Origin of the sequence: Verminephrobacter eiseniae EF01-2, from assembly GCF_000015565.1 — a bacterium.
Lineage (GTDB): Bacteria > Pseudomonadota > Gammaproteobacteria > Burkholderiales > Burkholderiaceae_C > Acidovorax > Acidovorax eiseniae.
Window position 1 is genome coordinate 2,053,049 of record NC_008786.1, and the last position, 26,436, is coordinate 2,079,484.

General features: G+C 65.0%; 22 protein-coding genes and 1 tRNA gene. 12 read left to right on the top strand and 11 right to left on the bottom strand.

The annotated features are described in order from the left end of the window. The first annotated feature begins 37 nt into the window (after positions 1–37). From VEIS_RS08965 to VEIS_RS08985, 4 genes are all read left to right on the top strand, one after another. Positions 38–451, top strand: a complete 414-nt coding sequence (locus VEIS_RS08965) for an SCP2 sterol-binding domain-containing protein (RefSeq protein WP_011809595.1) — start codon at positions 38–40, stop codon at positions 449–451. 49 nt (positions 452–500) lie between these two features. After that, a complete protein-coding gene (locus VEIS_RS08970; protein ID WP_011809596.1) occupies positions 501–2,057 on the top strand; it encodes an AMP-binding protein in 1,557 nt (518 codons plus the stop codon). Between the two features lie 45 nt (positions 2,058–2,102). Continuing rightward, entirely contained in the window at positions 2,103–3,344 is a 1,242-nt protein-coding gene (locus VEIS_RS08975) for a thiolase family protein (RefSeq protein WP_011809597.1), read from the top strand. A 362-nt stretch (positions 3,345–3,706) separates the two neighbouring features. Then, positions 3,707–5,026: a dicarboxylate/amino acid:cation symporter gene (locus tag VEIS_RS08985; protein WP_011809599.1), complete on the top strand. Its 1,320-nt coding sequence runs from the start codon at positions 3,707–3,709 to the stop codon at positions 5,024–5,026. Between the two features lie 185 nt (positions 5,027–5,211). Here the strand turns inward: VEIS_RS08985 and polA are convergent, their stop codons facing one another. Beyond that, positions 5,212–8,022, bottom strand: a complete 2,811-nt coding sequence (polA, locus tag VEIS_RS08990; RefSeq protein ID WP_011809600.1) for a DNA polymerase I — start codon at positions 8,020–8,022, stop codon at positions 5,212–5,214. A gap of 68 nt (positions 8,023–8,090) precedes the next feature. Between polA and VEIS_RS08995 the strand changes: the two genes are divergently transcribed. Both VEIS_RS08995 and VEIS_RS09000 read left to right on the top strand, forming a co-directional pair. Continuing rightward, the gene (locus VEIS_RS08995; protein WP_041949912.1) at positions 8,091–8,408 is read left to right on the top strand and encodes a hypothetical protein; all 318 of its coding nucleotides are present in this window, start codon (positions 8,091–8,093) and stop codon (positions 8,406–8,408) included. Positions 8,409–8,423: 15 nt separating this feature from the next. Continuing rightward, positions 8,424–9,374: a homoserine kinase gene (locus tag VEIS_RS09000; protein ID WP_011809602.1), complete on the top strand. Its 951-nt coding sequence runs from the start codon at positions 8,424–8,426 to the stop codon at positions 9,372–9,374. Between the two features lie 132 nt (positions 9,375–9,506). Here the strand turns inward: VEIS_RS09000 and VEIS_RS09005 are convergent, their stop codons facing one another. Further along, positions 9,507–11,741, bottom strand: coding sequence for a PhoX family protein (locus VEIS_RS09005; RefSeq protein WP_011809603.1), 2,235 nt, complete (start codon positions 11,739–11,741; stop codon positions 9,507–9,509). Positions 11,742–12,026: 285 nt separating this feature from the next. Between VEIS_RS09005 and VEIS_RS09010 the strand changes: the two genes are divergently transcribed. Further along, complete coding sequence (locus tag VEIS_RS09010; protein ID WP_011809604.1) at positions 12,027–13,595, top strand: amino acid permease; 1,569 nt, start codon at positions 12,027–12,029, stop codon at positions 13,593–13,595. Positions 13,596–13,600: 5 nt separating this feature from the next. On the opposite strand, the gene VEIS_RS09015 is transcribed toward VEIS_RS09010, so the two are convergent. Both VEIS_RS09015 and VEIS_RS09025 read right to left on the bottom strand, forming a co-directional pair. Further along, the gene (locus VEIS_RS09015) at positions 13,601–14,323 is read right to left on the bottom strand and encodes a uracil-DNA glycosylase (protein ID WP_011809605.1); all 723 of its coding nucleotides are present in this window, start codon (positions 14,321–14,323) and stop codon (positions 13,601–13,603) included. An 835-nt stretch (positions 14,324–15,158) separates the two neighbouring features. Beyond that, the gene (locus VEIS_RS09025; RefSeq protein ID WP_011809606.1) at positions 15,159–15,695 is read right to left on the bottom strand and encodes a MarR family winged helix-turn-helix transcriptional regulator; all 537 of its coding nucleotides are present in this window, start codon (positions 15,693–15,695) and stop codon (positions 15,159–15,161) included. A gap of 181 nt (positions 15,696–15,876) precedes the next feature. Here VEIS_RS09025 and VEIS_RS09030 point away from each other — a divergent pair, with 181 nt between their 5' ends. Both VEIS_RS09030 and VEIS_RS09035 read left to right on the top strand, forming a co-directional pair. Then, on the top strand, positions 15,877–16,764 hold the full coding sequence (locus VEIS_RS09030; RefSeq protein WP_011809607.1) for an alpha/beta fold hydrolase: 888 nt from the start codon (positions 15,877–15,879) through the stop codon (positions 16,762–16,764). Between the two features lie 24 nt (positions 16,765–16,788). Then, the gene (locus VEIS_RS09035) at positions 16,789–17,778 is read left to right on the top strand and encodes a tripartite tricarboxylate transporter substrate binding protein (RefSeq protein WP_011809608.1); all 990 of its coding nucleotides are present in this window, start codon (positions 16,789–16,791) and stop codon (positions 17,776–17,778) included. A 72-nt stretch (positions 17,779–17,850) separates the two neighbouring features. Here VEIS_RS09035 and VEIS_RS09040 read toward each other — a convergent pair whose 3' ends face one another. Together VEIS_RS09040 and VEIS_RS09045 are read right to left on the bottom strand one after the other, a co-directional pair. Beyond that, positions 17,851–18,876 (bottom strand): Gfo/Idh/MocA family protein, encoded by a 1,026-nt coding sequence (locus tag VEIS_RS09040; RefSeq protein WP_011809609.1) that lies wholly within the window; start codon positions 18,874–18,876, stop codon positions 17,851–17,853. Between the two features lie 15 nt (positions 18,877–18,891). Beyond that, positions 18,892–20,067 (bottom strand): phytanoyl-CoA dioxygenase family protein, encoded by a 1,176-nt coding sequence (locus VEIS_RS09045; protein ID WP_011809610.1) that lies wholly within the window; start codon positions 20,065–20,067, stop codon positions 18,892–18,894. A 154-nt stretch (positions 20,068–20,221) separates the two neighbouring features. Between VEIS_RS09045 and VEIS_RS09050 the strand changes: the two genes are divergently transcribed. Next, a complete protein-coding gene (locus VEIS_RS09050; RefSeq protein WP_041949914.1) occupies positions 20,222–21,253 on the top strand; it encodes a LacI family DNA-binding transcriptional regulator in 1,032 nt (343 codons plus the stop codon). A gap of 64 nt (positions 21,254–21,317) precedes the next feature. Here VEIS_RS09050 and VEIS_RS09055 read toward each other — a convergent pair whose 3' ends face one another. The 5 genes from VEIS_RS09055 to VEIS_RS09070 all read right to left on the bottom strand — a co-directional run bounded on the left by VEIS_RS09055 (position 21,318) and on the right by VEIS_RS09070 (position 24,337). Then, positions 21,318–21,788: a hypothetical protein gene (locus tag VEIS_RS09055; RefSeq protein WP_041949915.1), complete on the bottom strand. Its 471-nt coding sequence runs from the start codon at positions 21,786–21,788 to the stop codon at positions 21,318–21,320. After that, positions 21,785–22,162 carry a hypothetical protein gene (locus tag VEIS_RS31320; RefSeq protein WP_011809612.1) on the bottom strand — a complete coding sequence of 126 codons (378 nt, stop codon included), beginning with the start codon at positions 22,160–22,162 and terminating at the stop codon, positions 21,785–21,787. Before VEIS_RS31320 ends, VEIS_RS09055 begins: the two co-directional genes overlap by 4 nt. Before the next feature lie 11 nt (positions 22,163–22,173). Next, positions 22,174–22,773, bottom strand: coding sequence for a tyrosine-type recombinase/integrase (locus VEIS_RS09060; RefSeq protein WP_011809613.1), 600 nt, complete (start codon positions 22,771–22,773; stop codon positions 22,174–22,176). Between the two features lie 184 nt (positions 22,774–22,957). After that, a tRNA-Arg gene (locus VEIS_RS09065) sits at positions 22,958–23,034 on the bottom strand. A 334-nt stretch (positions 23,035–23,368) separates the two neighbouring features. Beyond that, positions 23,369–24,337 (bottom strand): LysR family transcriptional regulator, encoded by a 969-nt coding sequence (locus tag VEIS_RS09070; RefSeq protein WP_232287885.1) that lies wholly within the window; start codon positions 24,335–24,337, stop codon positions 23,369–23,371. Between the two features lie 100 nt (positions 24,338–24,437). Here VEIS_RS09070 and VEIS_RS09075 point away from each other — a divergent pair, with 100 nt between their 5' ends. Next, the gene (locus VEIS_RS09075) at positions 24,438–25,265 is read left to right on the top strand and encodes a carboxymuconolactone decarboxylase family protein (protein ID WP_011809615.1); all 828 of its coding nucleotides are present in this window, start codon (positions 24,438–24,440) and stop codon (positions 25,263–25,265) included. Positions 25,266–25,503: 238 nt separating this feature from the next. After that, the gene (locus VEIS_RS09080) at positions 25,504–26,427 is read left to right on the top strand and encodes a DMT family transporter (protein ID WP_011809616.1); all 924 of its coding nucleotides are present in this window, start codon (positions 25,504–25,506) and stop codon (positions 26,425–26,427) included. Positions 26,428–26,436 lie beyond the last annotated feature (9 nt).

Consider the following 26,436-nt stretch of genomic DNA (forward strand, 5'->3'; position numbering starts at 1 on the left):
CCCCACACTCGAAGCGGCCCGGCCGCAAGGAATCGCCATGAAGCTCTACGACGAACAATGGGTCAGCGAACTGGCCCGCCGCGCGGCCAGCGACGAGGTCTTTCAGAGGAAGGCCCGTGGCTTCGATGCCATCTACCAGTACGTGGTCAAGCCGCCCAAGGAGAGTGCCGGCGACAAGCCCTTCGTCTGGTGGATCAAGTTCCCCGAGGCCACCGTGCACGGTCTCGGACTGCACGAGAAACCCTCCTTCACCATGACCACCTCCTACGAGATCTTTCACGACGTGCTGGCGGGCAAGACCAATGCCATCGTCGCCTTGACCGCGCGCCGCATCTTCGTCGCCGGCGACCTGCTGAAACTGCTGCGCTTTACGGCGGCCATCAACCGCATCGTCGAACTCATGCAGGGCATACCGGCCGAGGCCGAAGGCGGGCTCGGGCCGATCGCCTGAACGGCGCTGCCTGAGGCCCAAGACTGCCATCCACAAGGAGACCCGTCCCATGGCATTCATCGACTTTTTCGACCGGGGCTGGCGCGCCAACCCGAATGGCATCGCCTACATCATGGGCGAGCGCAGCTACACCTTTACGCAGGCGCGCGAACTGTCCTGCCGCGTGGCCCATGGACTGTTGGCGGCCGGCCTGGCCAAAGAGGCCAAGGTGGCCGTGCTGTCCATGAACGACCCGGTTGCATGGATCTGCGCGCTCGGGCTGTGGCGTGCCGGTCTGGCCTGGATTCCGGTCAATTCGCGCAGCACTGCCGGGGAGAACCGCTTCATTCTCGATGGCTTCGATTGCGAGGCCCTCTTTTTCCAGAAGGCTTTCGCTGGCATGGTGGCCGAACTGCGGCCGCAACTGCCGCGCATCCGGCTTTGGGTCTGCATCGATGACGAACTGGCCGACGCGCCCTCGCTGCAACACTGGTGCGGCCAGCAGCCCGGCACCGCGCCCGATGTCCGGATGCTGCCCGACGACATCATCACGGTGATGCCCACCGGCGGCACCACTGGCGCCCCCAAGGGCGTGATGAACACGCATCGCAGCGTGCAGACCTTCGTGGCGCACTACATGATCGCCTGCAGCTATGGCAGCGACGAACATCCCGTCAACCTGGCTGCGGCGCCGATAACGCACACTGCCGGCGTGTTGGGCATTCCCTGCACGGCACGCGGCGGCACGGTCGTGGTGCTGCCCAGCCCTGATCCGGCCGGGATGTTCGAGGCCATTGCCAGGCACAGGGTGACCGAGCTTTTTCTGCCGCCCACGGTGATCTACCGGTTGCTGGGCATTCCCGGCATCGAGCGCATCGACTTTTCCTCGCTGAAATACTTCATGTACGGCGCGGCCCCGATGTCCGTGCAAAAGCTCAAGCAAGCCATCGCGGTATTCGGCCCGGTGATGCTGGGCGGCTATGGCCAGACCGAGGCGCCGGCCTCGATTGCCTACCTGCGGCCCGACGAGCACTTCGTCAATGGCCAACTCGCCAGCGATGAACGCCTGAGCTCGGTGGGCCGGCCGAACCCGTTGATACGGGTCGAGATCCTCGACGAGCAGCAGCGCTGCCTGCCCGCAGGGCAAAGCGGCGAGATCTGCGTGCGTGGCGACCTCGTGATGAAAGGCTATTACAAACAGCCCGAGCGCACCGCCGAGACGATCGTCGACGGCTGGCTGCACACGGGCGACATGGGCCACCTGGACGCCGAGGGCTACCTGCACATCACCGACCGCAAGAAGGACATGATCATCTCGGGCGGCTTCAACATCTACCCGGGCGAAATCGAGCAGGTGATCTGGTCGCACCCCGCAGTGCAAGACTGCGCCGTGATCGGCGTGCCTGACGAGCAGTGGGGCGAGGCGGTCAAGGCCGTGGTCGAACTCAAGCCGGCGCAGAGCGTCACGGCTGCCGAACTGATCGCGCTGTGCAAGCAAAAGCTGGGCAGCATGAAGGCGCCCAAGTCGGTGGACTTCATCGCCGCGCTGCCGCGCAGCCCCGTGGGCAAGGTGCTCAAGAAAGACCTGCGCCAAGCCTATTGGCGCGACGTGCAGCGCCACATCTGAAAAATCTGAAGACATGGCCAGGACACAGGATCGGCACGGGGTTTCATGAGCAACATCTACATAGTCGGCATCGCGATGACGGTGTTCGGCCGCCATCCGGAGCGCTCGGTGAACGATCTGGCGCGCGAGGCCCTGGGCGGGGCACTGAAAGACGCCGGCTGCGCCGCAGCCGACATCGGCGTGGCCTTCCATGCCGGACTCACCCAGGGGCCGCTGCACGGGCAGTTGTCCATTCCCGGGCAGGTGGTGCTTGCCAGCCTGGGCCTGCATTCCATCCCCATTTTCAATGTGGAGAACGCCTGCGCCTCGGGCAGCACCGCCGTCCACCTGGCGGTGCACAGCCTCAAGGCCGGCGCCACCGATGTCGCCCTGGCCCTGGGTGTGGAGAAGATGGTCATCCCGGACAAAGCCCGGGCGATGGCCTTGTTCGAGGGCGGATGGGATGTCTCGCGCGCCGAGGAGAACTACCAGACCCTGCTGCGCATGGGCGAGGGCGTGGAGCCGCCCCCAGGCTCCGAATCCGAGCGGCCCTACAGCAAGTTCATGGCCATCTACGCCGCCTTCTGCCGCCAGCACATGAAGACCTACGGCACCACCCGGCGCCAGATTGCGGCGGTGTCGGCCAAGAACCATCGGCATTCGCAGCACAACCCCTACGCGCAGTTCCGCAAGCCCTTCAGCGTCGAGGAGGTGCTGGCGGCGGCGCCCATTTCCTACCCGCTCACCGTGCCGATGTGCGCGCCTTTGTCTGACGGCGCGGCGGCGGCCATCCTGTGCACGCAAGAGGGCATCGAGCGCCTGGGCGCCGACCGTTCACGCTGCGTGCGCGTGGCGGCGAGCGTGATGCGCAGCTTCAGCCACCGCACGCTGGCGCAGCCCTATTTGCACGTTTCGCGCCTGGCCGCGCTGCAAGCCTACGAGCAGACGGGCCTGCAGCCGCAGGACATCGACGTGGCCGAGGTGCATGACGCCACCGCCATGGGCGAGATCATCCAGGTCGAGAACCTCGGCTTTGCGCCACTGGGCGAAGGCGGGCCGGCCCAGGAGCGTGGCGACTTCACCCTGGGCGGGCGCCTGCCCGTGAACCCGTCCGGCGGCCTGGAGTCCAAGGGCCACCCGCTGGGTGCGACCGGGCTGGGCCAGCTCTACGAGCTCACGACCCAGTTGCGCGGCGAGGCAGGCCCCAGGCAGGTGCCTGGCGCGCGCCACGCGATGCAGGAAAACGGCGGCGGCTTCCTGGGCATCGAAGAAGCCGCCGTTGCCATTCACATCCTGAGCAAGTCTTGAGCCGGTGATGGCTCCGGGCATGTCCCGGGCGGGCGCCACTGCCGGCGCCACCGCTGGTGTCATTTCCGGCACCATTCCCGGCACCATTCCCGGCACCACCCCATCCTGGCCAGGCACCACGCGCAACGGAGCCCCCATCGAGGCCGTGGCCCCCGGCCGCGACCACGGATTGGCCGTCGAAATGCGTGCCAGCGCGGGATATCCCGCCGCCGGCTGTGTCAATGAGGCGACAAGCATCCTGGCACGCGCCGCGCCGCTGCTGCTCGTGCATACTTGCGCCTGCGGTGACCGTTGCGGCTTCGTTCTTTGGCATTGTCGACTGCACGACAGGTTTCCCCGGATCCCGGAATGAGCGGAGCATCATGACCAAGGCGCCACTTCATAAATCACTGTATGTCCAGGTGCTGGCGGCCATCGTCATCGGCGTCGTGCTCGGCCATTTTTACCCGCCGTCGGGCGAGGCCATGAAGCCGCTCGGCGACGGCTTCATCAAGCTGATCAAGATGATCATCGCCCCGGTGATCTTCTGTACCGTGGTGCTGGGCATCGCCGGCATGGAAGACATGAAGAAGGTCGGCAAGACCGGCGGCCTGGCGCTGCTGTACTTTGAAATCGTCAGCACCTTGGCGCTCATCGTCGGCCTGGTGCTGGTCAATGTGCTGCAACCCGGCGCGGGCATGAACATCGATCCGCGCACGATCGATACCAAGGCCATCACGGCCTACACCGGCCCCGGCAAGATGACCGGCACGGTGGAGTTCCTGCTCAATATCATCCCGGTCAGCATGGTGGATGCCTTCGCCAAGGGCGACATATTGCAGGTGCTGCTGATCTCGGTGCTGTTCGGTTTTGCCTTGCATCGCTTCGGCGGGCGCGGCACGATGGTTTTCGACTTCATCGAAAAAGTCTCGCAGGTCTTGTTTGCCATCGTCGGCACCATCATGAAGGCCGCCCCCATCGGCGCTTTCGGCGCAATGGCATTCACCATCGGCAAATACGGCATCGGCTCGCTGCTGTCGCTGGGCAAACTGATGGGCACGTTCTACCTGACCTGCCTGTTCTTCATCTTCGCCGTGCTGGGCACCATCACGCGCCTGCACGGCTTCAGTGTGTGGAAATTCGTCAAGTACATCAAGGAAGAGTTGCTGATCGTGCTGGGCACCTCATCGTCAGAATCGGTTCTGCCGCGCATGCTGAGCAAGATGGAAAACCTGGGCGCCAAAAAGACCGTCGTCGGCCTGGTGATACCCACCGGCTATTCGTTCAACCTGGACGGCACGGCGATCTACCTGACCATGGCGGCGGTGTTCATCGCGCAGGCGACGAATACGCCGATGACGCTGATGCAGGAGGTGACGCTGCTGGCCGTGCTGTTGCTGACCTCGAAGGGTGCCGCCGGGATTACCGGCAGCGGCTTTATCGTGCTGGCCGCCTCCCTGTCGGCGGTCGGCCACTTGCCGGTGGCGGGGCTGGCGCTGATTCTCGGCATCGACCGCTTCATGTCCGAAGCGCGCGCACTGACCAACACCATCGGCAACGGCGTGGCAAGCATCGTCGTTGCCAAGTGGAGCAAGGAACTGGACGAGCAGCGCCTGCATGCGCAGTTGAACGGTCAGACCGCGGAAGAAGCCAGCGCGCCGCAAGCCCTGCCTGACCGGATGGAATCCCGGATTCATCACTGATCATTTGCATTTGCCGGCGGGGGCGGCCATGGCCCAAAGCCCCGCCCCGGGCGCCCTGCCACCTGCCATGAACTGCGGCAGCGCGGCCTGCCGGTCACGGTGATCTATCAGGCGCAGCCCGGTGCCGGCAATGGCGCCCGGTCGGGCTACCACCATGCCCCACCCCGCTGGCCGTCATTGCGCCATCAATGCGCTTGCTCCCAGTTCGGCCCGACCCCGACTTCGGCCAGCAGCGGCACCTTGAGCGTTGCGACCTCGGCCATCAGGCGCGGGACATGGGTTCGGAGCCAGTCGACGGCGTTCCCGGGCAGCTCGAACACCAGTTCGTCATGCACCTGCATGATCATCCGGATCGCGGGCTGCTGCGCGTCGAGTTCTTTTTGCACCGCCACCATGGCCATTTTGATCAGGTCGGCCGCCGTGCCCTGCATCGGGGCGTTGATGGCCGAGCGCTCGGCCCCGCTGCGGCGCGGGCCGTTGGGCGAGTTGATCTCGGGCAGGTACAGGCGGCGGCCAAACACGGTTTCGACATAGCCGTTGGACTTGGCGGCTGCCCGGGTCTGGTCCATGTACTGCTTGACGCCCGGGTAGCGCTGAAAGTAGCGGTCGATGTAGGCCGCTGCGGCCTTGTTCTCCAGCCCCAGGTTCTTGGCCAGGCCAAAGCTGCCCATGCCGTAGATCAGGCCGAAATTGATCACCTTGGCGTAGCGGCGCTGTTCGCTGCTGACCTGATCGAGCGCGACACCGAACACTTCGGCGGCGGTGGCGCGGTGCACGTCCAGGCCGGCGTGGAAGGCGTGCAGCAGGGCCTGGTCGTCGCTGAGGTGGGCCATGATGCGCAGCTCGATCTGCGAGTAGTCGGCGCTGGCAATCACGCAACCGGCCGGGGCCACGAAGGCTTCGCGCACGCGCCGGCCTTCGGGCGTGCGGATGGGGATGTTTTGCAGGTTCGGGTCGTTGCTCGACAGGCGGCCCGTCACCGCCACGGCCTGCGCATAGTGCGTGTGCACCCGGCCCGTGCGCGGCAGCGCCAGTTGGGTCAGTTTGTCGGTGTAGGTGCCCTTGAGTTTGATCAGGCCCCGGTGTTCGAGCAGTTTGGCCGGCAGCGGGTAGTTCTCGGCCAGCTTTTCCAGCACTTCTTCGTCGGTGCTGCGCGCGCCGGTGGCTGTTTTCTTGACCACCGGCATGCCCAGCTTGTCGAAGAAGATTTCGCCCAATTGCTTGGGGCTGCTCAGGTTGAAGGGCTGGCCCGCCAGCGCATAGGCGTCGGCTTGCAACTGCTCGATGCGCTGGCCCAATTCATGGCTTTGCTGGGCCAGCGTGGGCGCGTCGATCAGCACGCCATTGCGCTCGATGCGGTACAGCGCCTCGCTGCTGGCGATTTCCAGTTCGTAGATGAAGCGCAGCCTGTCATGGGCCTGTAGCTGCGGCCACAGGGTCTGGTGCACGTTCAGGGTCAGGTCGGCGTCTTCGCACGAATAGGCGGCGGCCTTGTCCACCGGCACCTGGGCAAACGGCAACTGGTGCGCGCCCTTGCCGCACAGGTCTTCATAGCTGATGCCCTTGCGGCCGGTGTGGCGCTCGGCCAGGCTGCCCAGGTTGTGCGGCTTGTGCACCTCCAGCACATAGCTTTGCAGCATGGTGTCGTGCACATAGCCCTGCACCTCGATGCCGTGGTTGGCAAACACATGGCGGTCGTACTTGATGTGCTGGCCCAGCTTGTGCCGCCGGCCATCTTCCAGCCAGGGTTTGAGGCGTGCCAGCACTTGGCCGATGGGCAGTTGCGCGGGCGCATCCGGCCCGCTGTGCTGCAGCGGGATGTAGGCCGCAGCGCCAGGCTGCACGCTCAGCGAGATGCCGACGATCTGCGCCCGCATTTCGTCGAGCGAATCGGTTTCGGTGTCCAGCGCCACCAGATCGGCCTGTTGCAGCCGCTGCAGCCATTGCTCGAAGTCCTGCCAGTTCAGGATCGATTCGTACTGCACCGGGTGTTGCCGGGCGGCCGAGGCCGGCGGGTCGGCGCCGTGCCCGGGAACGGGGACGGGGACGTCGGCGGCGGGGTCGGCAAACAGGTCGCCCGTTGCGCCGGACAGGGGCAGGGCAGGGGGGGCAGGGTCTTGCAGCGCGCGGGCCAGGCCCTTGAAACCGTATTTCTCGTAGAACGCGCGCAACCCGGGCACCTGCGGCGCGCCCATGGCCAGGGCGTCGAGCGCGGGCAGGCCGGGCACATGCGCGGCCAGGTCGCAGTCGGTCCGGATGGTGACGAGTTGGCGGCCGGTGGGCAGCCAGCCGATGGCGCCGCGCAGGTTCTCGCCCACCACGCCCTTGATCTCGTGCGCATGCGCCAGCAGCGCATCCAGCGAGCCGTATTCCTGCAACCACTTGGCGGCGGTCTTGGGGCCGACCTTGGGCACGCCGGGCACGTTGTCCACGGCGTCGCCCATCAGGGTCTGGTAGTCGACCATGAGTTGCGGGGGCACGCCAAACTCGGCGGTCACGCCCGCCACATCGCGTTTTTTGCCGCTCATCGTGTCGACGATGGTGATGTGCTGGTTCACCAACTGGCTCAAATCCTTGTCGCCGCTGGACACCAGCACCTGCATGCCCTGCGCCGCCGCCGTCACGGCCAGCGTGCCGATCACGTCGTCGGCCTCCACGCCGGCGATGGCCAGCACCGGCCAGCCCAGCAGGCGCACCACCTCGTGGGTCGGCGCGATCTGCGCGCGCAAGTCCTCGGGCATCGGCGCGCGCCGGGCCTTGTATTCGGGGTAAATGCTGTCGCGGAAGGTCGGGCCGGAGGCATCGAAAACGCAGGCCGCGTAGTTGGCCGGCCGCTCCTTGCGCAGCGCCTGCAGCATGTTGATCATGCCGCGGATGGCGCCGGTGGCGGCGCTGCGCGCATCGCCCGGAACCACCCGCAGATCGGGCAGGGCATGGAAGGCGCGGTAGAGGTAGCTGGAGCCATCCACCAGCACCAGGGTCTTGGGATCGGTCATGCGCGGATTGTGCACTTGGGCCGGTCATCAGGCATGGGGCATGGACGCGCGCCCTACAATCCATGCCCATGCGTGCCGTTCATCATCTTCTTTGCTTGCCGGGACTGGCCTGCGGCATCGCCTTGGCCCAGGCGCTGCCCGATTCCGGGCCGCCCCCGGGCCACAGCCAGCAGCGCAGCGAACGCATCCGGCTCGAAGACGCCGGCAGCCGGATCGACGAACTGCGCGTGGGCGGCCAGACCAGAATCATTTCGGTGCAGCCCAAGATCGGCCCCATGCCCGGCTACGAAGTGCAGTCGCCCGATGGCGCACTGCGCCGCGCCGGCAGCCAAAGCGGCGCCGAAACCGCCACCGCCCCCCGCGTCTGGAACATACTGAAGTTCTGACTTGGCGGGTTGGCGGTGGCCGTTTTTACCGAAGTCTCCGAGCCAGAGGCGCGCGCGCTGCTGCGGCGCTTGCGCCTCGGCGAACTGCTGGCGCTGCGCGGCATCGAGGGCGGCATCGAGAACACCAACTACTTTCTGACCTGCGAGCAGGGCGAGTTCGTGCTGACGCTGTTCGAGCGCCTGACGGCCGGGCAACTGCCGTTTTACCTGCACCTGATGAAGCACCTGGCACAGGGCGGCGTGCCGGTGCCGGACCCGCGTGCCGACCCGGGCGGCGTCATCCTGCACAGCGTCTGCGGCAAGCCGGCCGCCGTCGTGAACAAACTGCGCGGCAGCAGCGAACTGGCGCCACAAGGCGCGCATTGCGCCGCCGTGGGCCGCATGTTGGCGCGCATGCACCTGGCCGGGCGCGGCTTTGAGCGCCACCAGCCCAATTTGCGCGGCCTGCGGTGGTGGAACGACACCGTGCCCGTGGTGTTGCCGCATGTCGCTGCGGCCCAGGCGGCGCTGCTGCGCGCGGAACTGGCCTACCAGAACCATGTGGCCGCCAGCGCGGCCTACGCCGCCCTGCCCCGGGGGCCGGTACATGCCGATCTGTTTCGCGACAACGTGCTGTTCGATGGCCAGGAACTGACGGGTTTTTTCGATTTCTACTTTGCCGGCGTGGACAGTTGGTTGTTCGACCTCGCGGTGTGCCTGAACGACTGGTGCATCGACCTGGCCAGCGGCGCCCACGACGGCGCGCGCGCAGCGCGCATGCTGGCCGCATACCAGGCCGAGCGCCCGCTGACCGCTGCCGAGCGCGGCCTGCTGCCCGCGATGCTGCGCGCGGGCGCGCTGCGCTTTTGGATTTCGCGCCTGTGGGACTGGTACCTGCCGCGCCCGGCCGCCATGCTCAAGCCGCACGACCCGACCCACTTCGAGCGGGTGCTGCGCGGGCGCGTGGCCGACCCGGTGCGGGTGTAGGCGCCGTGTAGGCGCCGCATTCATTCCATTCCTGAATCATCCGCGCGCTTCGTCACTTCGTCGGCGCCGCTTGCCGTGCATTCGTGCTGTCTGCGCTCCGCCTTCGCGTTCACGAACGATGTGGAAATGGAATCAGGTGCCGACGCTGCCGCCGTCATTCCTGGTGATCACGATGGTCGCCGAACGGGGGCGCTTGCCGGCGCCGTAGCCCGCATTGGCGGGCCATTGGCTCTGGTATTTGGCCGGGTCTGCCAGATTGGCTATGCCGGTGGACTCGCCGGGGTGCTGGACGTTCACGAACAGCGCCTTGCCATCCGGGGTTTCGGCCAGGCCGGTGATTTCGCAGCCCTTGGGGCCGACCAGAAAGCGCTTGAGGGTATCGGCCGTCGCCGCCCGGCCCACGGGGGTGACGATGTCCAGCCGGCTGCCATCGGCCCGGGTGTAGCTCAGCGTCTTTTTCGCGCCATCGCCCACTTGGCCGGGCGTGGCGGCCAGCAGCATGCAGTTGCTCACATCGGTATAGGCGTTGTCGTCGGTCTCGATCCAGCAAATGCCGGTGGCCTGGCTGAAGACCAGGCCGTCAGGGCTGGAGAAGTCCTGCTCGTGCGTGAGCGCCGAGAGGTTCACCATGGCCTTGTCGGCGCCGGCCTCGGCACCAAACAGATACACGTCCCAGCTAAAGCCCGTGACCGGATCCCTGGGGTTTTCCTTGAGGCGCACCAGGTGGCCGTTGGGGTTGCCCTCCTGCCTGGTCGTGCCCTTCATGTCGGTATAGGCCCGGGGGTTGGCCGCATCCGGCGGGTACTGGCCGCTGCCCGGGTTGATGTTGCGGCTTTGGTTGTTGTTGGTCAGCGTGAAATAGGCCTCGCCATTGGCCGGGTTCACGGCAGCCCACTCGGGCCGGTCCATCCGGGTCGCGCCCACGGCATCGGCGGCCAGCCGGGTATTGATGGCGATATCGGCCGCATCGGCAAACCGGTAGGCCGCGTAGTTCGCAATGGCGCTGTTGGACAGCGCCAGTTCCACCCAGGCGCCGGTGCCATCGGCATCGAACCGGGCGACATACAGCCGGCCGCTGTCCAGGTACTTGTCGCCCACGGCCATGCGGTCGCTGGCATTGGCATCGGCCGCATTCCACAGGGCGCTGGAGACGAACTTGTAGATGTACTCGCCGCGCGAATCGTCGCCCATGTAGACGCTCAGAGGCTGGCCCGCCACCGGCGTGCCGAAGACCGCGTTCTCGTGGGCGAAGCGGCCCAGGGCGGTGCGCTTTTTGGCCATGCGGGTCTTGTCGTAGGGGTCGATCTCGACGATGTAGCCCATGCAGTTCATCGCGTTGCGGTAGTCATCGCTGCCGTCGGCCGAGGCGCCGATCAGGCTGTTGTTCCAGCGCTGGTATTGGTCACCGGCGCCGCCCGTTTCCCAGCCGTGGCGCGAGGCTGCGCCCTGGTTGCGGCCATAGCGCTTGAGCGCCGTGACGCTCTTGCCGTTGCCACGCGCAGCGTCATCGGCCGCGCTGCGGGTGAAGTAGCCGGCCCAGTTTTCTTCGGCCGTGAGAAAACTCCCCCAGGGCGTCTTGCCGGTGCCGCAGTTGTTCAGCGTGCCACGGGTCATGGTGCCCGTGGGGGAATACTTGGTGATCAATTGCGCGCTGCCACGGGCCGGGCCGGCGATCTCGATCGGGCTTTGCGCGGTGAGGCGGAAATTCAGCGCCGACCCAGGCACATAGGCCCACTTGCCGGCCGACTTGGCCACTTCGACCACGGTAATGCCGTGGACGGTGATTTCCTTGTCCACTTCGGCCGCCGGGCGGGGCAAGCTGCTGGTGCCGCCATCGGGGTGCAGGAAATACGAGGACAGCTTCTCGTCGGTGGTGGCCTCATGGTTGATGGCCAGCAGGCCGCGCTCGCTGGCGTTGTCGTTGCGTTTGCCATCGGCCCCCAGGCCGAACCATTCGATGCCGTCATGGTGGTCGCCGGCGCGGCGCTCGAAATCAGTGTCGCTGCCATCGTTCTTGTAAGCGGCCAGGCCGGCGGCGATCGGGTCGCCCAGCGCAAACAGCACGCTGGCGCTGTAGCCGGCGGGCACGGTCACGGTATCGGCCAGGCTCTTGGCCACGGCGCTGAAACCCAGCAGCCGGGGCGATGCGGGTGTTGCCGGCGCCGTGGCATCGTCGCCGCCAGCGCAAGCGGTCATGCCCAAGCCGGCCAGCATCGCGCTGCCCACCGAGCCCACGCTGCCGCGCAGCAGGCCACGGCGCGACAGGCGCGCGTCGAGCACCGCCGCAAAGCTCGGGTTGGCGGAGGAATTGGAGTTCTCGTCGTTGAAGTCGAACGCTGGCGCGAGCGCATCGATAGGGTGGGTCATGGGGTTCCTCGTGGGTCGTGGGTTCGTGGGTATTGGCGGGAGACGAAGCCTGTGCAGCATAGAAACCGCAGGTGACAGCGCGGTGAAGTTTTGATGTCCGCTGGATGACAGTCCGGATGACGATCGGCACGGGCAACGGTCCAAGGGGAACACCGGCAATCACCACGCGCCCTGGCACAGTGCGTGCAACAACCGTGGCTGTATGCTTACCAGTGCACACACACGCACGCACACGCACACTGGCGGCCAGCGGCAAGCCGTGATTTCAACTCTGCAGGAGATTCCATGAACCAACCATTGGACGAGGATGTCAAGACGCTCCATTCCATGGGCTATGCCCAGGAGTTGGCGCGGCGCATGAGCGGATTTTCCAATTTTGCGATTTCCTTTTCGATCGTTTGCATTTTGGCGGGCGGCATTACTTCCTTGCCGCAGGCTTTGAGCACCGGGTTCGGGTTTCAGGTGTTCGTCGGCTGGATCGTCGGCGGTTGTTTTGCCCTGGTGGTGGCGCTTTGTCTGGGGCAGATCGGCTCGGCTTATCCGACGGCAGGGGGGCTTTATCACTGGTCCTCGATTTTTGGCGGACGCGGTTGGGGTTGGGCCACGGCGTGGTTCAATTTGATTGGCCTGCTGTTCGTGGTGGCCTCGGTGAATGTGGGTGTCTGGTATCTTTTCCGTGATCTGGTGCTGGCCGGCGTGTTCCATATGGACGTGAGCAGCATCACCGTGGATGCCGCCCGGCAGGACAACGGCCAGGCCGTAGCGGTGCAAATCTTCGTCGTCTTGCTGATTACGACGCTGCAGGCGCTCAGCAACCATTTCGGCATCAAGCTGACGACGATGCTGACGGATTTTTCCGGCTATCTGATTTTTGTCGTCGCCATCGTGCTCACCGGAACCTTCCTGATCTGGGGCGCGACATGGGATTTTTCCCGGCTGTTCACATTCGTCAACATGACCGGAGAAGCGGGCGGTGGGCTGGTGCCGCAGCCGCGCAGCATGTTCATCGCTTTCCTGATCGGTCTGCTCTACCCGCTCTACACGCTGACAGGTTTTGATGCCTCGGCCCACACGGCGGAAGAGACCCACAACGCCCGGGTGGCAGTGCCGCGCGGCATGTTGCATGCGGTTTTGTGGTCTGTGGTCTTTGGTCTGGTGATGGCGGGGTCCTTTGTGCTGGCCAGTCCCGATTTGGCGGCAACGGCCAAGGAGGGCGGCAGCGCCTGGTTCAATCTGTTCAACAACCTGCCGGCACCGACCTGGCTGAAGGATTTTCTGGCGATTGCCATCGTCGTGGCCAATTTCATCTGCGCGCTGGCCGGGCTTACCTCGGCGTCGCGGATGATTTTTGCTTTTGCGCGGGATGGGGGTTTGCCGGGGTCGCGTATCTGGCGCCATGTGAGTGTGCGCTGGCGCACGCCGGTGGCAGCCATTTGGCTGGGGGCCGGCTGCTCGGTCGCGGCCACCCTGTATTCCCCGGCTTTTTCGGCGCTGGCCGCAGGCTGCGCCCTTTTCCTCTACGTTTCTTACGCGATGCCGATTGCCGCCGGCTTTTTTGCTGAAGGCAAGAGTTGGACGGAATTTGGCCCGTTTCGCTTGGGTTTCTGGTCCAAGCCGTTGGCGGCGCTGTCGTCGGCGGGCGTTCTGGTGCTGGTGTATGCGGGGATCCAGCCCCCTTCGGATATTTTGATCAACTACATCATCGGCATCGTCGTGTTCTTGACCGTGCTCTGGTTCGGCGTGGCGCGTCGCCGTTTCAAAGGCCCTCCGATCGGGGCTGAAATCACCCGCCGCGCCCATGAGATAGAGGCTGCCGAGGAGGCGGTCGGGGAGGTCGCATCCCCGGGGCGGTGACGGGATCAGCCCGGCGCCTGCTGCCGCAGCCGAAACTCCCGCGCCTTGCCAAAGTGGCCATTGCCGATGAATGGCACCGGGGGGCGCAGCGCCGATAGCGGCGAGGGGTGGTTCGAGGTCAGCAGCAGATGCCCGCGATTTGACGCAATACAGGCGCGTTTGGACTGGGCGTGCGCGCCCCAGAGCATGAAAACCACCGGGCGCGGGCCTTCGGCCACATGGCGGATGACCGCGTCGGTCAGCGCCTCCCAGCCTTTGCCGGCGTGGCTGGCGGCTTGGCCCTCAGTGACCGTCAGGACGCTGTTGAGCAGCAGCACGCCGTTTTTGGCCCATTTCACCAAGCTGCCGCCCGGATTCGGCCAAGCGGGAAAGGCGGTGCCCAGGTCGCGCTGCAACTCCTGGAAGATGTTGCGCAGCGAGGGCGGCAGTGGCACGCCCGGCGCGACGGAAAACGCCAGCCCTTCGGCCTGGCCGTGGCCGTGGTACGGGTCCTGCCCCAGGATGACCACACGCACCTGCTCGGGCGGTGTCAGTTCCAGCGCGCGCAGTGGCCGGGGTGGAAAGATGGTGGCGCCGGCCTGTAGCCGGGCCTGCAAAAACGCCAGCAACGCCTGTCCGCTGGCCGCCGCAAAGAAGTCTTGCACCAGTGGCTGCCAGCCCGGCGCCACGGGCCAGTCGGCCGGGTCGGCGCTCAGCAGCCGGGTCGGGGGTGGTAGTGCGTCATTCATCGTCGAACAGGGCTTGTGTGCACGATTTGCAGTCACTACCGACAAGCCACCAAGCCCGCACCCCGGCCCATCAACCCAAGCCAGGCTGGAGCGTTGGGCCCGGAAAGGCGTGCGTGAGCGCATCGAAAAGAGGGGCGCCTGCTTGTGCCCGCCCGCCAGGCAGGGCCTGGCCCGGGCTGCTCTGGCAGACAGCGCAATGCCCGGGCGGGGCATGGGTGACGACGACATCGGGCGCGGCCACTTGGCGCAGGGTGCCACCCCTGTGGGCCTTGCGCCCGCCGATCGGCCATGGGTCGGATAGCTGTTGCATCGAGTCGCGGATTGTAGTTGACGGCGCTGGCGCGGCTGGGTAGCGACAGCCGATTCGAATCAGCGAGCGGCCAGTGCGGCGCCATCTGGACAGCCAGAACTCCAGCAAACCGCAGCCCCCCAGCGCTGGGCCCCGCAGGTCCGAACCCAAGTCATTGGGCAAGGCCGGGCTGCGGGTGAATGAGACGACAACTGTCTCGACACGCGCCGCCATCGGGAAGGTGTTGGCAGCGCACAGGGGCCCGATGGTGGAGCCGAATGCCATCAACGGGAAGTTTGGAAACATCAGTACCGCAAAGCAGATGGTGCGCGCGGGCAGCGCCTTTTTCTGCCGCTGCCTGGCCCCGGAGGAATTCGAACAAACCTATGGAAGCCGCATGGAGCCTCGGTTTTGTGTGTTCGGTTTTTCGCGTGTTCCCCTACTCGTTCCCCCACGTGTCTTAAGCACAGTCGGTGCGAGCATTCTTCAAAGAGACATCTGTCCCGGAAAACCCACTTCGCTGCGCTGAAGCCCTACATGCGTGAGTCACGCTTTCTTCATTCGCCGAGGTTTTTGCTCGGAGGCAGGCAAGTCCTTGGTCGGCGTGACACACCAGTGTTCCTTGCTGTTCCAGTCCGGCCCATGGGCGCAGAGCTTGCGCAGCAAACCTTCAAAGGTTCTCCGCTCTGTCTCTGACAGGCAGGCCATCATGTCCTGTTCGCGCTGCTGGAGCGCCGGCATGAACTTGTCGTGCAGGCGCCGGCCGGCCGCCGTGATGTAGAGGATGAGCCGGCGTTGGTCTTGCGGATCGGGCTCGCGCCGCACCAGCCCCTTGCCCTCCAGCGCCGTGATGGCCCGGCTGATGTTGTTCTTGAGGTGGCCGGAAAAATCGCAGATGTCCGCCGCCGAGATGCCGTCCCTGAAGCACAGAAAGATGAGCGAAAGGATCTCGGGGCGCGTCAGTCCGTGCGTCGCCTCGATGGCTCGAAACGAAGGCTCCCGGTACGAGTTGATCATGTACCCGAGCTTGTAGGCGAAGGGGATGGAGACGCCGTCGAGGATGTCGTTGAGCGGACGTTTCATGGTGCGATGGAGCTGGGCATGCGTTCAAGTATAGGAACGTCGATGGCCTTCCAGCCATCGGGGGCGGCGTGCCACCGTGCCCTCCAAGGGAAAACCCTTTGCGTTTAAATAGTTCCATATGGGACTATTTGGGCATGCGGTTTTCTGACGACGTCGGACCCGCCAGCGAAGGAACCAGACCATGAAGCAGCGATTTATCTACTCCGGCACGGCAGATCACCCCGTCTATGTGGACGTGCTGGTCGCTGAGGAGAAGACCGAGAAACTGCCCATCGTCATGCTTCACGGCGGGTTCCACAACGGAACCGGCTACCTGGCCACACCCGATGGCCGTGAAGGCTGGGCGGCTTTGTTCTGCCGCCGGGGACACGACGTTCATGTGATGGACTGGCCAGGGCACGGCCGTTCGCCGACCTCCGCCCGTTTCCTGGAGCTGTCGATGGCCGATGTGGGCCGCTCGCTGGCCGCCTTGCTGCACGACATCGGCCCTTCCATCGTGTTCGCACACTCGGCGGGCGGACCCATTGTTTGGTGGGTCGCGGAAAACCACCGCTCGCACGTCAAAGCGATTGTCGGCATTGCGCCGGGAGCGCCCGCGAACCTGGTCCCGGAACTTCCGACCGAGCCAGACACGGCGGGTGACGGCGATGCTGGAAGTCACGCCATCTATGCGCCCACCGATCGCCCGGCCTTCGTGGACCGGTCGTTCATCCAGACCTACTGGGCCAACAGCCTGCGCTTTCCTCATGGCGCATTCGAGGCCTACGCCCGCTCCATCGGTCACGAGAGCCCGCGGATCCTGAACGAGCGCTTCAACATCGGAGGCAGCGGTCTGCGCCTGGAGCGCCCCGAACAGCTGGGCACCCTGCCGATCCTGGTCATGACCGGCGACGCCGACCCCCGCCATCCGAAGGAAGTGGATGGCGCCCTGGCGACGTTCCTGGGCGCCGATTTCATCTGGCTCCCCGACATCGGCATCACCGGCAACGGCCACATGCTGATGCTGGAAGACAACCACGAGCAGCTGGCGGCCCACATCGGCCACTGGCTCGATCAGAGAAGCCTTTGACCCCCACCCCACGAAGGAGACCCCATGAACACCAACCTGAACCGGCGCAAGGCGCTGCGCCTGCTTTCGCTGCCCGTCATCGGCGGCACGGCGCTCACTTCCCTGGCGCAGGGCAACGCCTACCCGTCGCGCCCGATCAAGATCATCGTGCCCTGGGCGGCCGGCGGCGGCGGCGATGCCCTGGTGCGGGCGATGGCGCCGGTGCTGTCCCAGCGCCTGGGGCAACCCGTGGTCGTCGACAACCGTCCCGGGGCGATTGGCACGATCGGTAGCTTGCTGGGCGCCAGAAGCCCTGCCGACGGCTACACCTTGATCTATGGGGCGGCCGACTCGCATTCCATCGCGCCGCACATCATCAAGCCCACGCCCTACGATTCAAAGAAGGACTTCCTCGCGGTGGCTCCGATCGGGTTCACCCCGCTGACCGTGATGGTGCATGCCTCCCATCCGGCCAAGACGCTGACCGAGTTTCTGCAGATGGCCAAGCAAGCGAAGGACGCTCCGACCTACGGCTCCTGGGGCCAGGGCAGCTCGGGCCAGATCATCATGGAAGTGCTGAACAAGAGCACAGGTTCCCCGCTGCTGCATGTGCCGTACAACAGCACCGCGCCGTTGATGCAGGCCCAGCTTGCCAAGCAGATCGACTGTTCCGTCATCCCCTCGCTGGTGGCGGAACAGCATGTGGCGGTCGGTGCGATCCGCATGTTGGCGGTCACCGCCCCCGAGCGTCTGGCCGGACACCCCAATGTGCCGACCCTCAAGGAGTTTGGCGTCGACATCGACATCGGTCCCTGGCTCGGCTTCGTGGCACCCGCGAACACACCGGCCGAGATCGTCACGCGCCTGCACGACGCCATCGAAGGCTCTCTGGCCGATGCACAGGTGGCAGAAACCATGCGCAAGATGTCCATGGTGATGACGCCCATGAGCACGTCGTCCTACCAGCAGTTCTACAACCGAGAGTTTGATCGCTGGGGCAGCTACATCCGGGCGGCCAATATCACATTGAACTGAGACATTCTTCTGAGATCTGGGAGGCACTTGAGTCCTCCCGTTCGCACAATCTGCCGCTTCGATGCGGAGTGCTCACAGCCTAACCGTCTCCCCCGTCAGAAACGACCGCTGGAGCGCGTGCGCGATGCGGGTGGCCTCGATGGCGTCGCTCAGGTCCCCCGGCAGGGTGCCGGTGCCCCGACAGGCGGCCACGAATGCCCGCATCTCCTGTTGAAACGCCTGTTCGAAGCGCGCGTAGAAGTCGGGCAGCGCCGGGTGGTGCACGCCCTGCGCCGAGCGGAAGGTGGTGGCACCCAGCTGGGCGCCGAAACCCACCTGCACCGTGCCCGCGGTGCCGATCACCTCCAGCGTGGTCTCGTGGCCGTGGGGCATGGTGCGGCTGGCGTACAGCACGGCGCGGGCGCCGCCCTCGAACTCGATGATCGCCAGGCCGTTGTCCACGTCGTCGTGCTGCGCCAGCTCCGGGTGGACCGCGTTGGTGCCGCTGGCGAACACCTTGGTGGCCTTGGGGTTGCCCAGCATCCAGCGGGCCAGGTCGATGTCGTGCACGCTGCAGTCATTGAAGATGCCACCCGAGGTGGGGGCGAACTTCACGAAAAATCCGTCTGGGTCGATCCTGTCGCAGGTCTGCGAGCGCACCAGGAAGGGCCGGCCCAGCTCGCCGCGTTCGATGGCCGCGCGGGCGCGCACCAGATCGGGGTCGAAGCGCCGTTCGAAACCGACCATCACCACCTGTGCCGGGTGCGCGGCCGCGAGAGCGGCCAGCGCTTCGCAGGTGGCGACATCGAGCGACAGGGGTTTCTCCACGAACACGTGTTTGCCGGCGCGCAGCGCGGCCTCGAACTGGTGGGCGTGTTCGGTGGTGGGGCTGGCCAGCACCACGGCGTCGATGTCGGCGGTGGTGATGAAGTGGTTGAAATCCTGGTGGAGCTGCGTCACGCCCAGCTGGTCACGGGCCCAGTCGAGGGCGCCCGCGCTGGGGTTGCAGGCGGCGACGAGCCGGGCACCGGGCACGTGGTGGGCCAGGCATTCAGCGTGGCGGCGGCCCAGGCGACCGAGGCCGACGATGCCGACGTTCAAGGGGGTGGCGGATGTCATGACGGTCTCCTGGGTTCAGCTGAGGCGGTGTTCGGCCAGCGTGTCCATGTGGCGCTGGAACTGTTCGGGTGGCCAGGCTTCGTGCAGCGCGCGCTGCATCACCGCCTGCGGGCTTTCGGGGGCCAGGCCGCCCAGCGGCGGGTCGCGGTCGAGGTTGGTCGGGAAGGCGTAACCCTCGGCGCTGGCGGCCACGGCGCGCCTTGCGGCTCCCGGGTCGAGCTGGCCGTCCCGCAGCAGGGTCAGCAGCGGCGGGTACAGGGTCAGCGCCATGCGGTGCCGGTCCACGGTCTCCATCGCGCGACCGAAGGCCGCCGACACTTGCAGCAGGTTGGCCATGCGCTGAATGTCCGCCGAGCGGTTTTCGCCCGCCGCGTGCAGCAGGGCCGGGTTGAAGAACACCGCGTCTCCCTTGGCCAGCGGCAGTTGCACACGGTGCTGCTCGAAATAGGTCCGGAAGTCGGCGCGCTCGGCCACCAGGTAGCCGTGGCTGAACTTCTGTGAATGGGGCAGGTAGAGCGTGGGCCCGCTCTCCAGCGGCATGTCCACGTGCGCCACCGCGCCCTGCAGGGTCAGCATGGGCGAGAGGCGGTGGGCGTGTGCCGGGTAGGCCTCGGCCTGCGTGGCGGTGCAGAAGCCCAGGTGGTAGTCGCGGTGGGGCATCTGCGCCGCGCCGCCGGGCCGCACGTTGTTGACCTGCGAGGTGACCTGGTAGCCCGGGCCCAGCCAGGCGTGGCTGGCCAGCGCAATCATGTCGCTGGCGTAGTAGCGGGCAAACAGGGCCGGGTCGAGCAGGCAGAGTTTTTCCAGCGCGTTCCATACCCGGTCGTTCGCTCCGGCCTTGGCGAAATGGTCACCGCCGCTTTGGCCGTGGCGCTCGGATTCGATGATGGCCTGGAAGCGCTGCGTGACGGCATCGACCAGCGCATGGTCGGGCAGGGCGCCCTTGAGCACCAGGATGCCGGGGCCATGCTCCCACACCCTGGCCCATTCGGCCATCAGCGCCGAGCGGAAGCCGTCATCGCCGTGCAGCTGTGTGCGCAAGGCCGCGCAGTCGTAGACCGGCACGTCGTGGGTGGTGTGCGCGGCGTTAGGGCAGTCCCGCGGGTCGGTCTTCTGGGCGAGAACGGCTTGCAGATCGTCGAGGCGCGCCTCGTTGGCGCGCAGGCCGTGCCGGTGAAGGGACTGGGTCATGTTGTCTCCTGGTGTTTGTGGGGCCAGTCTAGGCAGCGGAGCGCTTTTCCGGGGCTGACAAACACCTCAAAAACACCTCAGAATTCACCACCGGATCACCATCAAATCCACCCCCATTTCCACGCGCATTTGCGCACCCACAGACGGACACACCTTGGCCCATGACTTCGCGATGAAAGAGCTGGCCTTGCAGGCCGGCGTGAGCCTGGCCACGGTGGACCGCGTGTTGCACCAGCGGCCCGGCGTGCGCGCGGCCACGCAGCGGCGCGTGCAGCAGGCCTGGGCCGAGCTGGAGCGGCAGCAGCAACAGGTGGGCTTGCGGGGGCAGCGCTTGCTGATCGACCTGGTGATGGAGGCACCCACCCGGTTTTCGCGCATGGTGCGCGGCGCGCTGGACGAGGCCATGCGGCGCACGCAGCCGGCGGTGTTCCGCGCCCGCGATCACCTGGCCGAAACCCGGAGCGCCGAACAATGGGTGGCGGTGCTGGACGGGATTGCCCGCCGCGGCAGCCACGGTGTGCTGCTCAAGGCACCAGACCTGCCGGTGGTGGCGGATGCGGTGGCGCGGCTGCAGGCGCGCCGCATTCCCGTCGTCACCCTGGTCACCGATATGCCGTCGGCGCCCCGGCTGTCCTATGTCGGGCTGGACAACCGCTGCGCCGGCCAGACGGCGGCCTACCTGATGGACCAGTGGCTGGGCGCGCATTGCTGTGATGTGCTGGTGTCCAGCAGCGGGCAGCGCTTTCAGGGCGAAGGCGAACGCATCGAGGCGTTCCGTGTAGCGCTGGCCGCTGCACGCTCCGACTGTGGCGTCCAGGTGCTGGACGCGGGGCAGGGCTTGCACGCGCCCACGGTGGCGGCAGTGGGGCGCCTGCTGACGCGTCAGCCGTGGATCGCGGCCGTGTACTCGGTGGGCGGTGCCAACGCGGCGATTCGCGCGGCCTTCGAGCAGGCGGGCCGTGCCTGTCGGGTGTTCATCGGGCACGACCTGGACGACGACAACCTGGCCCTGCTGCGGAAACGGCAGCTGTCGGCGGTGCTCCACCACGATCTGCACCACGACTTGCACCTGGCCTGCCACCTGCTGATGCAGCACCACGGCGCGGCGCCCAGTGCGGCGGCACCGAAGCGCTCGAACGTGGAGGTGATCACGCCCTTCAACCTGCCGGCGAACCTGTCGCGTTGAGACACGGTGCCGGTGGGGTTCGTCCCGATGTTGGTCGGCCCCATTCTTCTTCGCAGTCCTGTGTTCACCGAACCCAGATCATGACCACGAGCAGCCAGGTCAGCGCGGCGCCGGTGACAAAGGCACCGCCATGCGTCAGCCATGGCAGCCAGGGGTTACGGTCGGGTTGAAACAGTCGCGCCAATTGCTCCAGTTGGGACACCACCCGGTTCACCACGGGGTGGAACTCTTTGTTGAACATTTCTCGCGCCGCAGACTGCATGGCCGCGATCTGGGTGTTCTGTGTGTTGGCGCAGACACCGCTGGCCTTTTGGTTGATCTGACTGACGCAAAGGTCCACGGCATTCTCGGAGAGCTTGGCAATACGGCCTTCGAATCCCGACATCTGGAATGCGAGGTGGTTGCTGGCCTTGAGCAGTTCCCTGCGCGAGACTTCCATATCAGGTCCGAGCTTCTCGATCCGCTCAATCAGGGATGCCATGTCACCCAGCACTTCGGCGATGAGCGCCTCCTTGGCGTTGCTCATGCCGTTCATGGCTCGAACTCCAGCGCCGCGAAGCAGGCATCGAGCTCCGGCACCACGCCGAAGGCCAGACGCCGCGTGGCCAGCTTCTGGGCCAGTGCCAGTTTCTCGCTGGTGCCTTTGGCTTGGGCGATCAGCGCCTTGTAGTCTGTGGGATCGGTTGCCAGTGTGGTCAGATCGGTCTTTGTTCCCTTGATGCGCCCATAGATTTCGTTCGCCCCCAGCTTGCAGTCCAGCTCGTTCCATTGCATGGCCTGCATGTTGCCGGGGCGCTGGAAGAGCAGGGCGGACAGGAGCAGGGCGGCGCGTGTGACTGGCTGGCCGGAATAGTCGTGGATGGCCCGCATCAGTTCGCCGGCCTGTGCGGGCTCCAGGATGGCGGCCATGTGCTTGATGTTCAGCGGCTGCAGCGCGCCGTGAAGGTCGGGAGCGGGATTGCGCTCGCAGCGGCGGTGGCCACCCCATAGCGGAACACCTGGCCAGCCGTCTGCCGCAATGTGTGTGCCGTTTCCCGGGCCCCGCGCTTTTCAATTTTGCGCAGCGTGTTGAGCAGCATGGGGGCGGTGATCTCGGGTAGGGGAACAGGACCGATCCAGGGGAACAAGTCCTTTTCCATCCGTTCAAGCCAACGTTCCCCGTACTGCTTGCTCCACCCGCTGGCCTTGGTGGCATGCAACTCGCGAGCGACTTCTTCGAAGGTGTTGGCTTCCGCCAGCTGAAGTTCAAGCCGCTCGATCTGCCGGCGTTTGGACGGGTCAGAGCCCGACTGCAGGATGCGGCGGGCGAGATCACGCTCGCTGCGGGCTTGCTTCAGGGAAACCGCTGGGTAGGTGCCGAGCGCGAGGCGCTTTTCCTTGGTGGCAAAGCGGTATTTCCAGAACCAGCGTTTGAATCCGGTCGGTGATATTTCCAGGTACAGGCCACCGGCATCGGTCAGCCGGGCACGCGCTTTGCCCGGCAGGCACACCGCGGATTTGCAGGCGATTTCGGTCAACATGGGGGAACGACCTCGGTTGAGTGGCCCAAAATCGGGCCTCGTTCCCCCAATTGTTCCCCCGTTTTGGGTGAGCTGCAATGGGTCAGTCCGGAATCTTGCGGGACGTCAATTTCAATAAACTGTATTGAAATCAACGGCTTGCGAGACAATCTGGGACTTACTGGGACCTCTTGAAACTTATCAATGGCCTGCCCGGAGGGACTCGAACCCCCGACCTATAGCTTAGAAGGCTATTGCTCTATCCGGTTGAGCTACGGGCAGTCATTGCACCGATATGGCACTGACTCGGCCGGCGCCAAGCGCCCGATCATACCTGCTGGCACTGCCCGATCGACCCATGAAAACCGGGGCAACACCAACGCGCCTGCGGTCCGGTGTGTGCCGGCGCGCATGGGCGGCACAGGCCGCCGGGGCCGTGGCGACGGTCGTGCAGTTCGGTCACGAACTGGCCGCCGCAATGTGCGCACCGGGGGTGCGGGTCGGCATGTCCATGTCGGCATGGGAACGGTCGGTCTTGCTGGTTGCGTTTTCTCAGGGTCGGGAAATCCCCCGCAGCAAAGTGTCGTCGTGCGCTGGCTCGTGCCGCAGGCGATTCTCAGCGTGAAATGCGGATCGTTGTCGTCGAAGACGGTGAGAACGAGCGCGGGGCGGGGCTGGATGTCATTGCGGAAATGGCACCCAACGATCCCAGGCGTTCCTTCAAGAAGGCAATAAAGCCCGCGACCTGGCCTGACTGCTCCCCCGTGCGGCGGGCGATGGCTATGGCGATGCCCAGTTGCTCGCCCTCGTCGAGGTCTTTGTACAGGACGCCCTTGCGCTGCATGGTCTTGAGCGAGCGGGGAATCAGGGCGACACCTTGCCCTTCGGCGACCAGGCTCAAGAGGATATGGTAGTCCGACGGCTCGATGATGCGGGGCGGGGCGAAGCGGTTGCGCGCGAAGATGCGCTCGCAATGATCGTGGTAGGCCGGGTTGAGTTTGCGGTCGAACCAAAAGAGATGGTCTTGACGGATGTCGCTCAGGGACAGCTTGCGCTTCTTGCCGGCCGGATGATCCACGGCAAGGCCCACGACCATAGGCTCGTCCAGCAGATGCTCCACGACCAAGCCTTCCGTGTGCGATGGCAGGCCAATCACCGCGACATCCAGGACGCCACGGTTCAAGTCGCGCACGCAGGCGGCCGAGAGCTGCCGCTTCACGTTGAGGCGAATCGATGGAAAGCGCTGCGCAAATTCCGGCTCTATCCACGAAAAAAGGCTGGCATCAATGACGGTGGTGATGCCCAGATTCAACCCGGATCGCTCGGCCGGTTGCTGGCCGAACTGCGAGACCAGTCGATCGGAGTCTCTGAGCAGTGCCCGCGCCCGTTCCAAAAACAGCATCCCGGTATCGGTCAGCGCGATGCGCCGGCCACCCCGCTCAAAGAGCAGCGCGCCAAGGTGCTCTTCCAGCGCGTGTATTTGCCTGCTCAGCGGCGGTTGTGTGATGCACAGCCGCGTTGCGGCGCGCCGGAAACTCAATTCCTCCGCCACGGCAACGAAGTATTTCAACTGCCTGAGATTCACAGACCTGTCCATTTTTCTCCCTGCCGCAGCATTCGATACCCAAAAGGTATCAATAAATTAAACATTGGTCAAGCAAAATATAAATCCTTATCGTTTGTGCATGAACCAACCACTTGACGAAACAAATCGCAGCACCTATGAGCTTGGGCTGGAATGCCTGTGCACTGTCGAGGCAACAGGCAATCCTGCGATCATTGCTGCCATGGCGGACATTTGCCCCGATCTTGGGAGATTGGCCATCAGTTTCGTGTATGGCGAAATCTACCAGCGGCCGCACCTGAGCTACCGCGACAGGCAATTGGTTACCGTGGCTGCTCTGGCCGCGCTGGGCAATGCGCGGCCACAATTGAAATTCCACATCGCCGCTGCGCTCAATGTGGGATGCACCGGCGCTGAAATCATCGAATCGATGATACAACTCGTGCTCTACGCGGGCTTTCCCGCCGCCTTGAACGGTGTCTTTGCGGCCAAGGAAGTGTTTGACGAACGCAAGCTGAATTTCATTCCCGAGACCACCATGTCTTGCGCTCCCGATGCCAGATTCCAGAAAGGCATGGAGGCACTTTCGCGCATCGATGGCCATGCCGGGGAAGCGGTGATTTCCGCGCTGAAAGGAATAGCCCCGGACCTGGGCCGTTTCATCGTCGAGTTTGGTTTTGGCGAAATTTACAAGCGCCCCGCGCTGGGGCTGCTGGAGCGCGAGATGATTACCGTCGCGGCGCTTGCTGCGCTGGGCACCGCCACGCCCCAACTCAAGGTGCATATTCATGGCCTTCTGAATGTGGGCGGTACGCGTGAACAGATGGTCGAATTGGCCATTCATATCGCGGCCTATGCAGGTTTTCCGGCCGCCATCAACGCTGCCCTTCTGGCGAAAGAAGTATTTGCCGAGCGAGATGTCGATGGCGGCGCGACATGCGCGGTATGAAAAGCGCGGAATTGGGGCCGATCCGGATTGGGCATGGATGGCGCGAAATGACTGCGACAACCGCTTTGGCAGTAGTGCTGAACATGCTAGTGTCGCGTCACCGATCATCTACATCTGATCCGTGACGCGACACTAGTGCTTCTATTCGATGCTTTATCGGCAGAAAATCGTTTCAACGCCGGAGACGGCGCAATTCTCTGACACTCCGCTCTGGCATCGAGGCCAAGGAATTCATCCGATGAAAACCACCCCAAATACGGCCGTCTTGCTGACGCTGCTCGCTACCTTCTTCTGGGGATCCAACTTTCAGGCAACCAGGTTTGCGCTATCTGGCCTGCCGCCCTGGACAGCCTCCGTCGAGCGCTTTCTGATTGCGGTCGCAGGCATTTTCTTGATCATGGCCATCAAGGAAGGGGTGCGCCGGGACATTTTGTCGCGCAATTTGCTCGCCTTCATCCTGCTGGGCGTGATCGGCGTAGCAGGGTTCAACGGCGCGCTTTTCGTGGGCCTGCAGAGTGCAAGCCCCATCACTGCATCGCTCATCATGGCGACCACGCCGATCTCGGCCAATATCATCGAGGCGATCTTGGGCAAGCGGATGCCCGGGATGGATCGGATCATCGGCATGGCCATCAGCCTTGTGGGCGTATCCCTTGTGATTACCGAGGGGCAAATCCTGTCGGGACATCTGGTGTTTGCCTCCGGGGATCTGATCATTCTTGCCGGCTCGATCTGCTGGGCGGCTTATACGGTCGGCACCCGCGCCTTCGTGTCTGGTGCGACGCCGCTGGAAACCACGGGTTGGACAATGCTTTTTGGCACCATCGCCTTGGTCATTGTCGCGTTCATCTGCGAAAACCCGATTCAGGCCGCGATCGGGGGAACGGGGCTGAGCTTTGCCGCAACGCTGTGGATGGGAACGGCAGGGTCTGTCCTTGCCTATCTTTTCTGGAACGTCGGTATCGCTGTGCGTGGTCCGGGCAAGACGTCGATCTTCTTCAACTTCGTGCCGGTCTTTGCGCTGCTGATCCAACTCACGATGGGCATTGTGCCGCACGCTGTCCAGATCATCGGGATCGTCATCACAATTTTGGGCGTTTTCGTGGGGCAGGGCCGCTTTTCGGGCTTGCTTTTCAAACGTAGCGCCGTCTCCCGGAAATGAGGCGCGCGG

What these genes read in the sequence shown, in the direction of transcription:
- VEIS_RS08965 (WP_011809595.1), top strand. Translation starts at nt 38, where the DNA reads ATGAAGCTCTACGACGAACAATGGGTCAGCGAACTGGCCCGCCGCGCG.
- VEIS_RS08970 (WP_011809596.1), top strand. Translation starts at nt 501, where the DNA reads ATGGCATTCATCGACTTTTTCGACCGGGGCTGGCGCGCCAACCCGAAT.
- VEIS_RS08975 (WP_011809597.1), top strand. Translation starts at nt 2,103, where the DNA reads ATGAGCAACATCTACATAGTCGGCATCGCGATGACGGTGTTCGGCCGC.
- VEIS_RS08985 (WP_011809599.1), top strand. Translation starts at nt 3,707, where the DNA reads ATGACCAAGGCGCCACTTCATAAATCACTGTATGTCCAGGTGCTGGCG.
- polA (WP_011809600.1), bottom strand. Translation starts at nt 8,022, where the DNA reads ATGACCGATCCCAAGACCCTGGTGCTGGTGGATGGCTCCAGCTACCTC.
- VEIS_RS08995 (WP_041949912.1), top strand. Translation starts at nt 8,091, where the DNA reads ATGCGTGCCGTTCATCATCTTCTTTGCTTGCCGGGACTGGCCTGCGGC.
- VEIS_RS09005 (WP_011809603.1), bottom strand. Translation starts at nt 11,741, where the DNA reads ATGACCCACCCTATCGATGCGCTCGCGCCAGCGTTCGACTTCAACGAC.
- VEIS_RS09010 (WP_011809604.1), top strand. Translation starts at nt 12,027, where the DNA reads ATGAACCAACCATTGGACGAGGATGTCAAGACGCTCCATTCCATGGGC.
- VEIS_RS09015 (WP_011809605.1), bottom strand. Translation starts at nt 14,323, where the DNA reads ATGAATGACGCACTACCACCCCCGACCCGGCTGCTGAGCGCCGACCCG.
- VEIS_RS09025 (WP_011809606.1), bottom strand. Translation starts at nt 15,695, where the DNA reads ATGAAACGTCCGCTCAACGACATCCTCGACGGCGTCTCCATCCCCTTC.
- VEIS_RS09030 (WP_011809607.1), top strand. Translation starts at nt 15,877, where the DNA reads ATGAAGCAGCGATTTATCTACTCCGGCACGGCAGATCACCCCGTCTAT.
- VEIS_RS09035 (WP_011809608.1), top strand. Translation starts at nt 16,789, where the DNA reads ATGAACACCAACCTGAACCGGCGCAAGGCGCTGCGCCTGCTTTCGCTG.
- VEIS_RS09040 (WP_011809609.1), bottom strand. Translation starts at nt 18,876, where the DNA reads ATGACATCCGCCACCCCCTTGAACGTCGGCATCGTCGGCCTCGGTCGC.
- VEIS_RS09045 (WP_011809610.1), bottom strand. Translation starts at nt 20,067, where the DNA reads ATGACCCAGTCCCTTCACCGGCACGGCCTGCGCGCCAACGAGGCGCGC.
- VEIS_RS09055 (WP_041949915.1), bottom strand. Translation starts at nt 21,788, where the DNA reads ATGAACGGCATGAGCAACGCCAAGGAGGCGCTCATCGCCGAAGTGCTG.
- VEIS_RS31320 (WP_011809612.1), bottom strand. Translation starts at nt 22,162, where the DNA reads ATGGCCGCCATCCTGGAGCCCGCACAGGCCGGCGAACTGATGCGGGCC.
- VEIS_RS09060 (WP_011809613.1), bottom strand. Translation starts at nt 22,773, where the DNA reads ATGTTGACCGAAATCGCCTGCAAATCCGCGGTGTGCCTGCCGGGCAAA.
- VEIS_RS09075 (WP_011809615.1), top strand. Translation starts at nt 24,438, where the DNA reads ATGAACCAACCACTTGACGAAACAAATCGCAGCACCTATGAGCTTGGG.
- VEIS_RS09080 (WP_011809616.1), top strand. Translation starts at nt 25,504, where the DNA reads ATGAAAACCACCCCAAATACGGCCGTCTTGCTGACGCTGCTCGCTACC.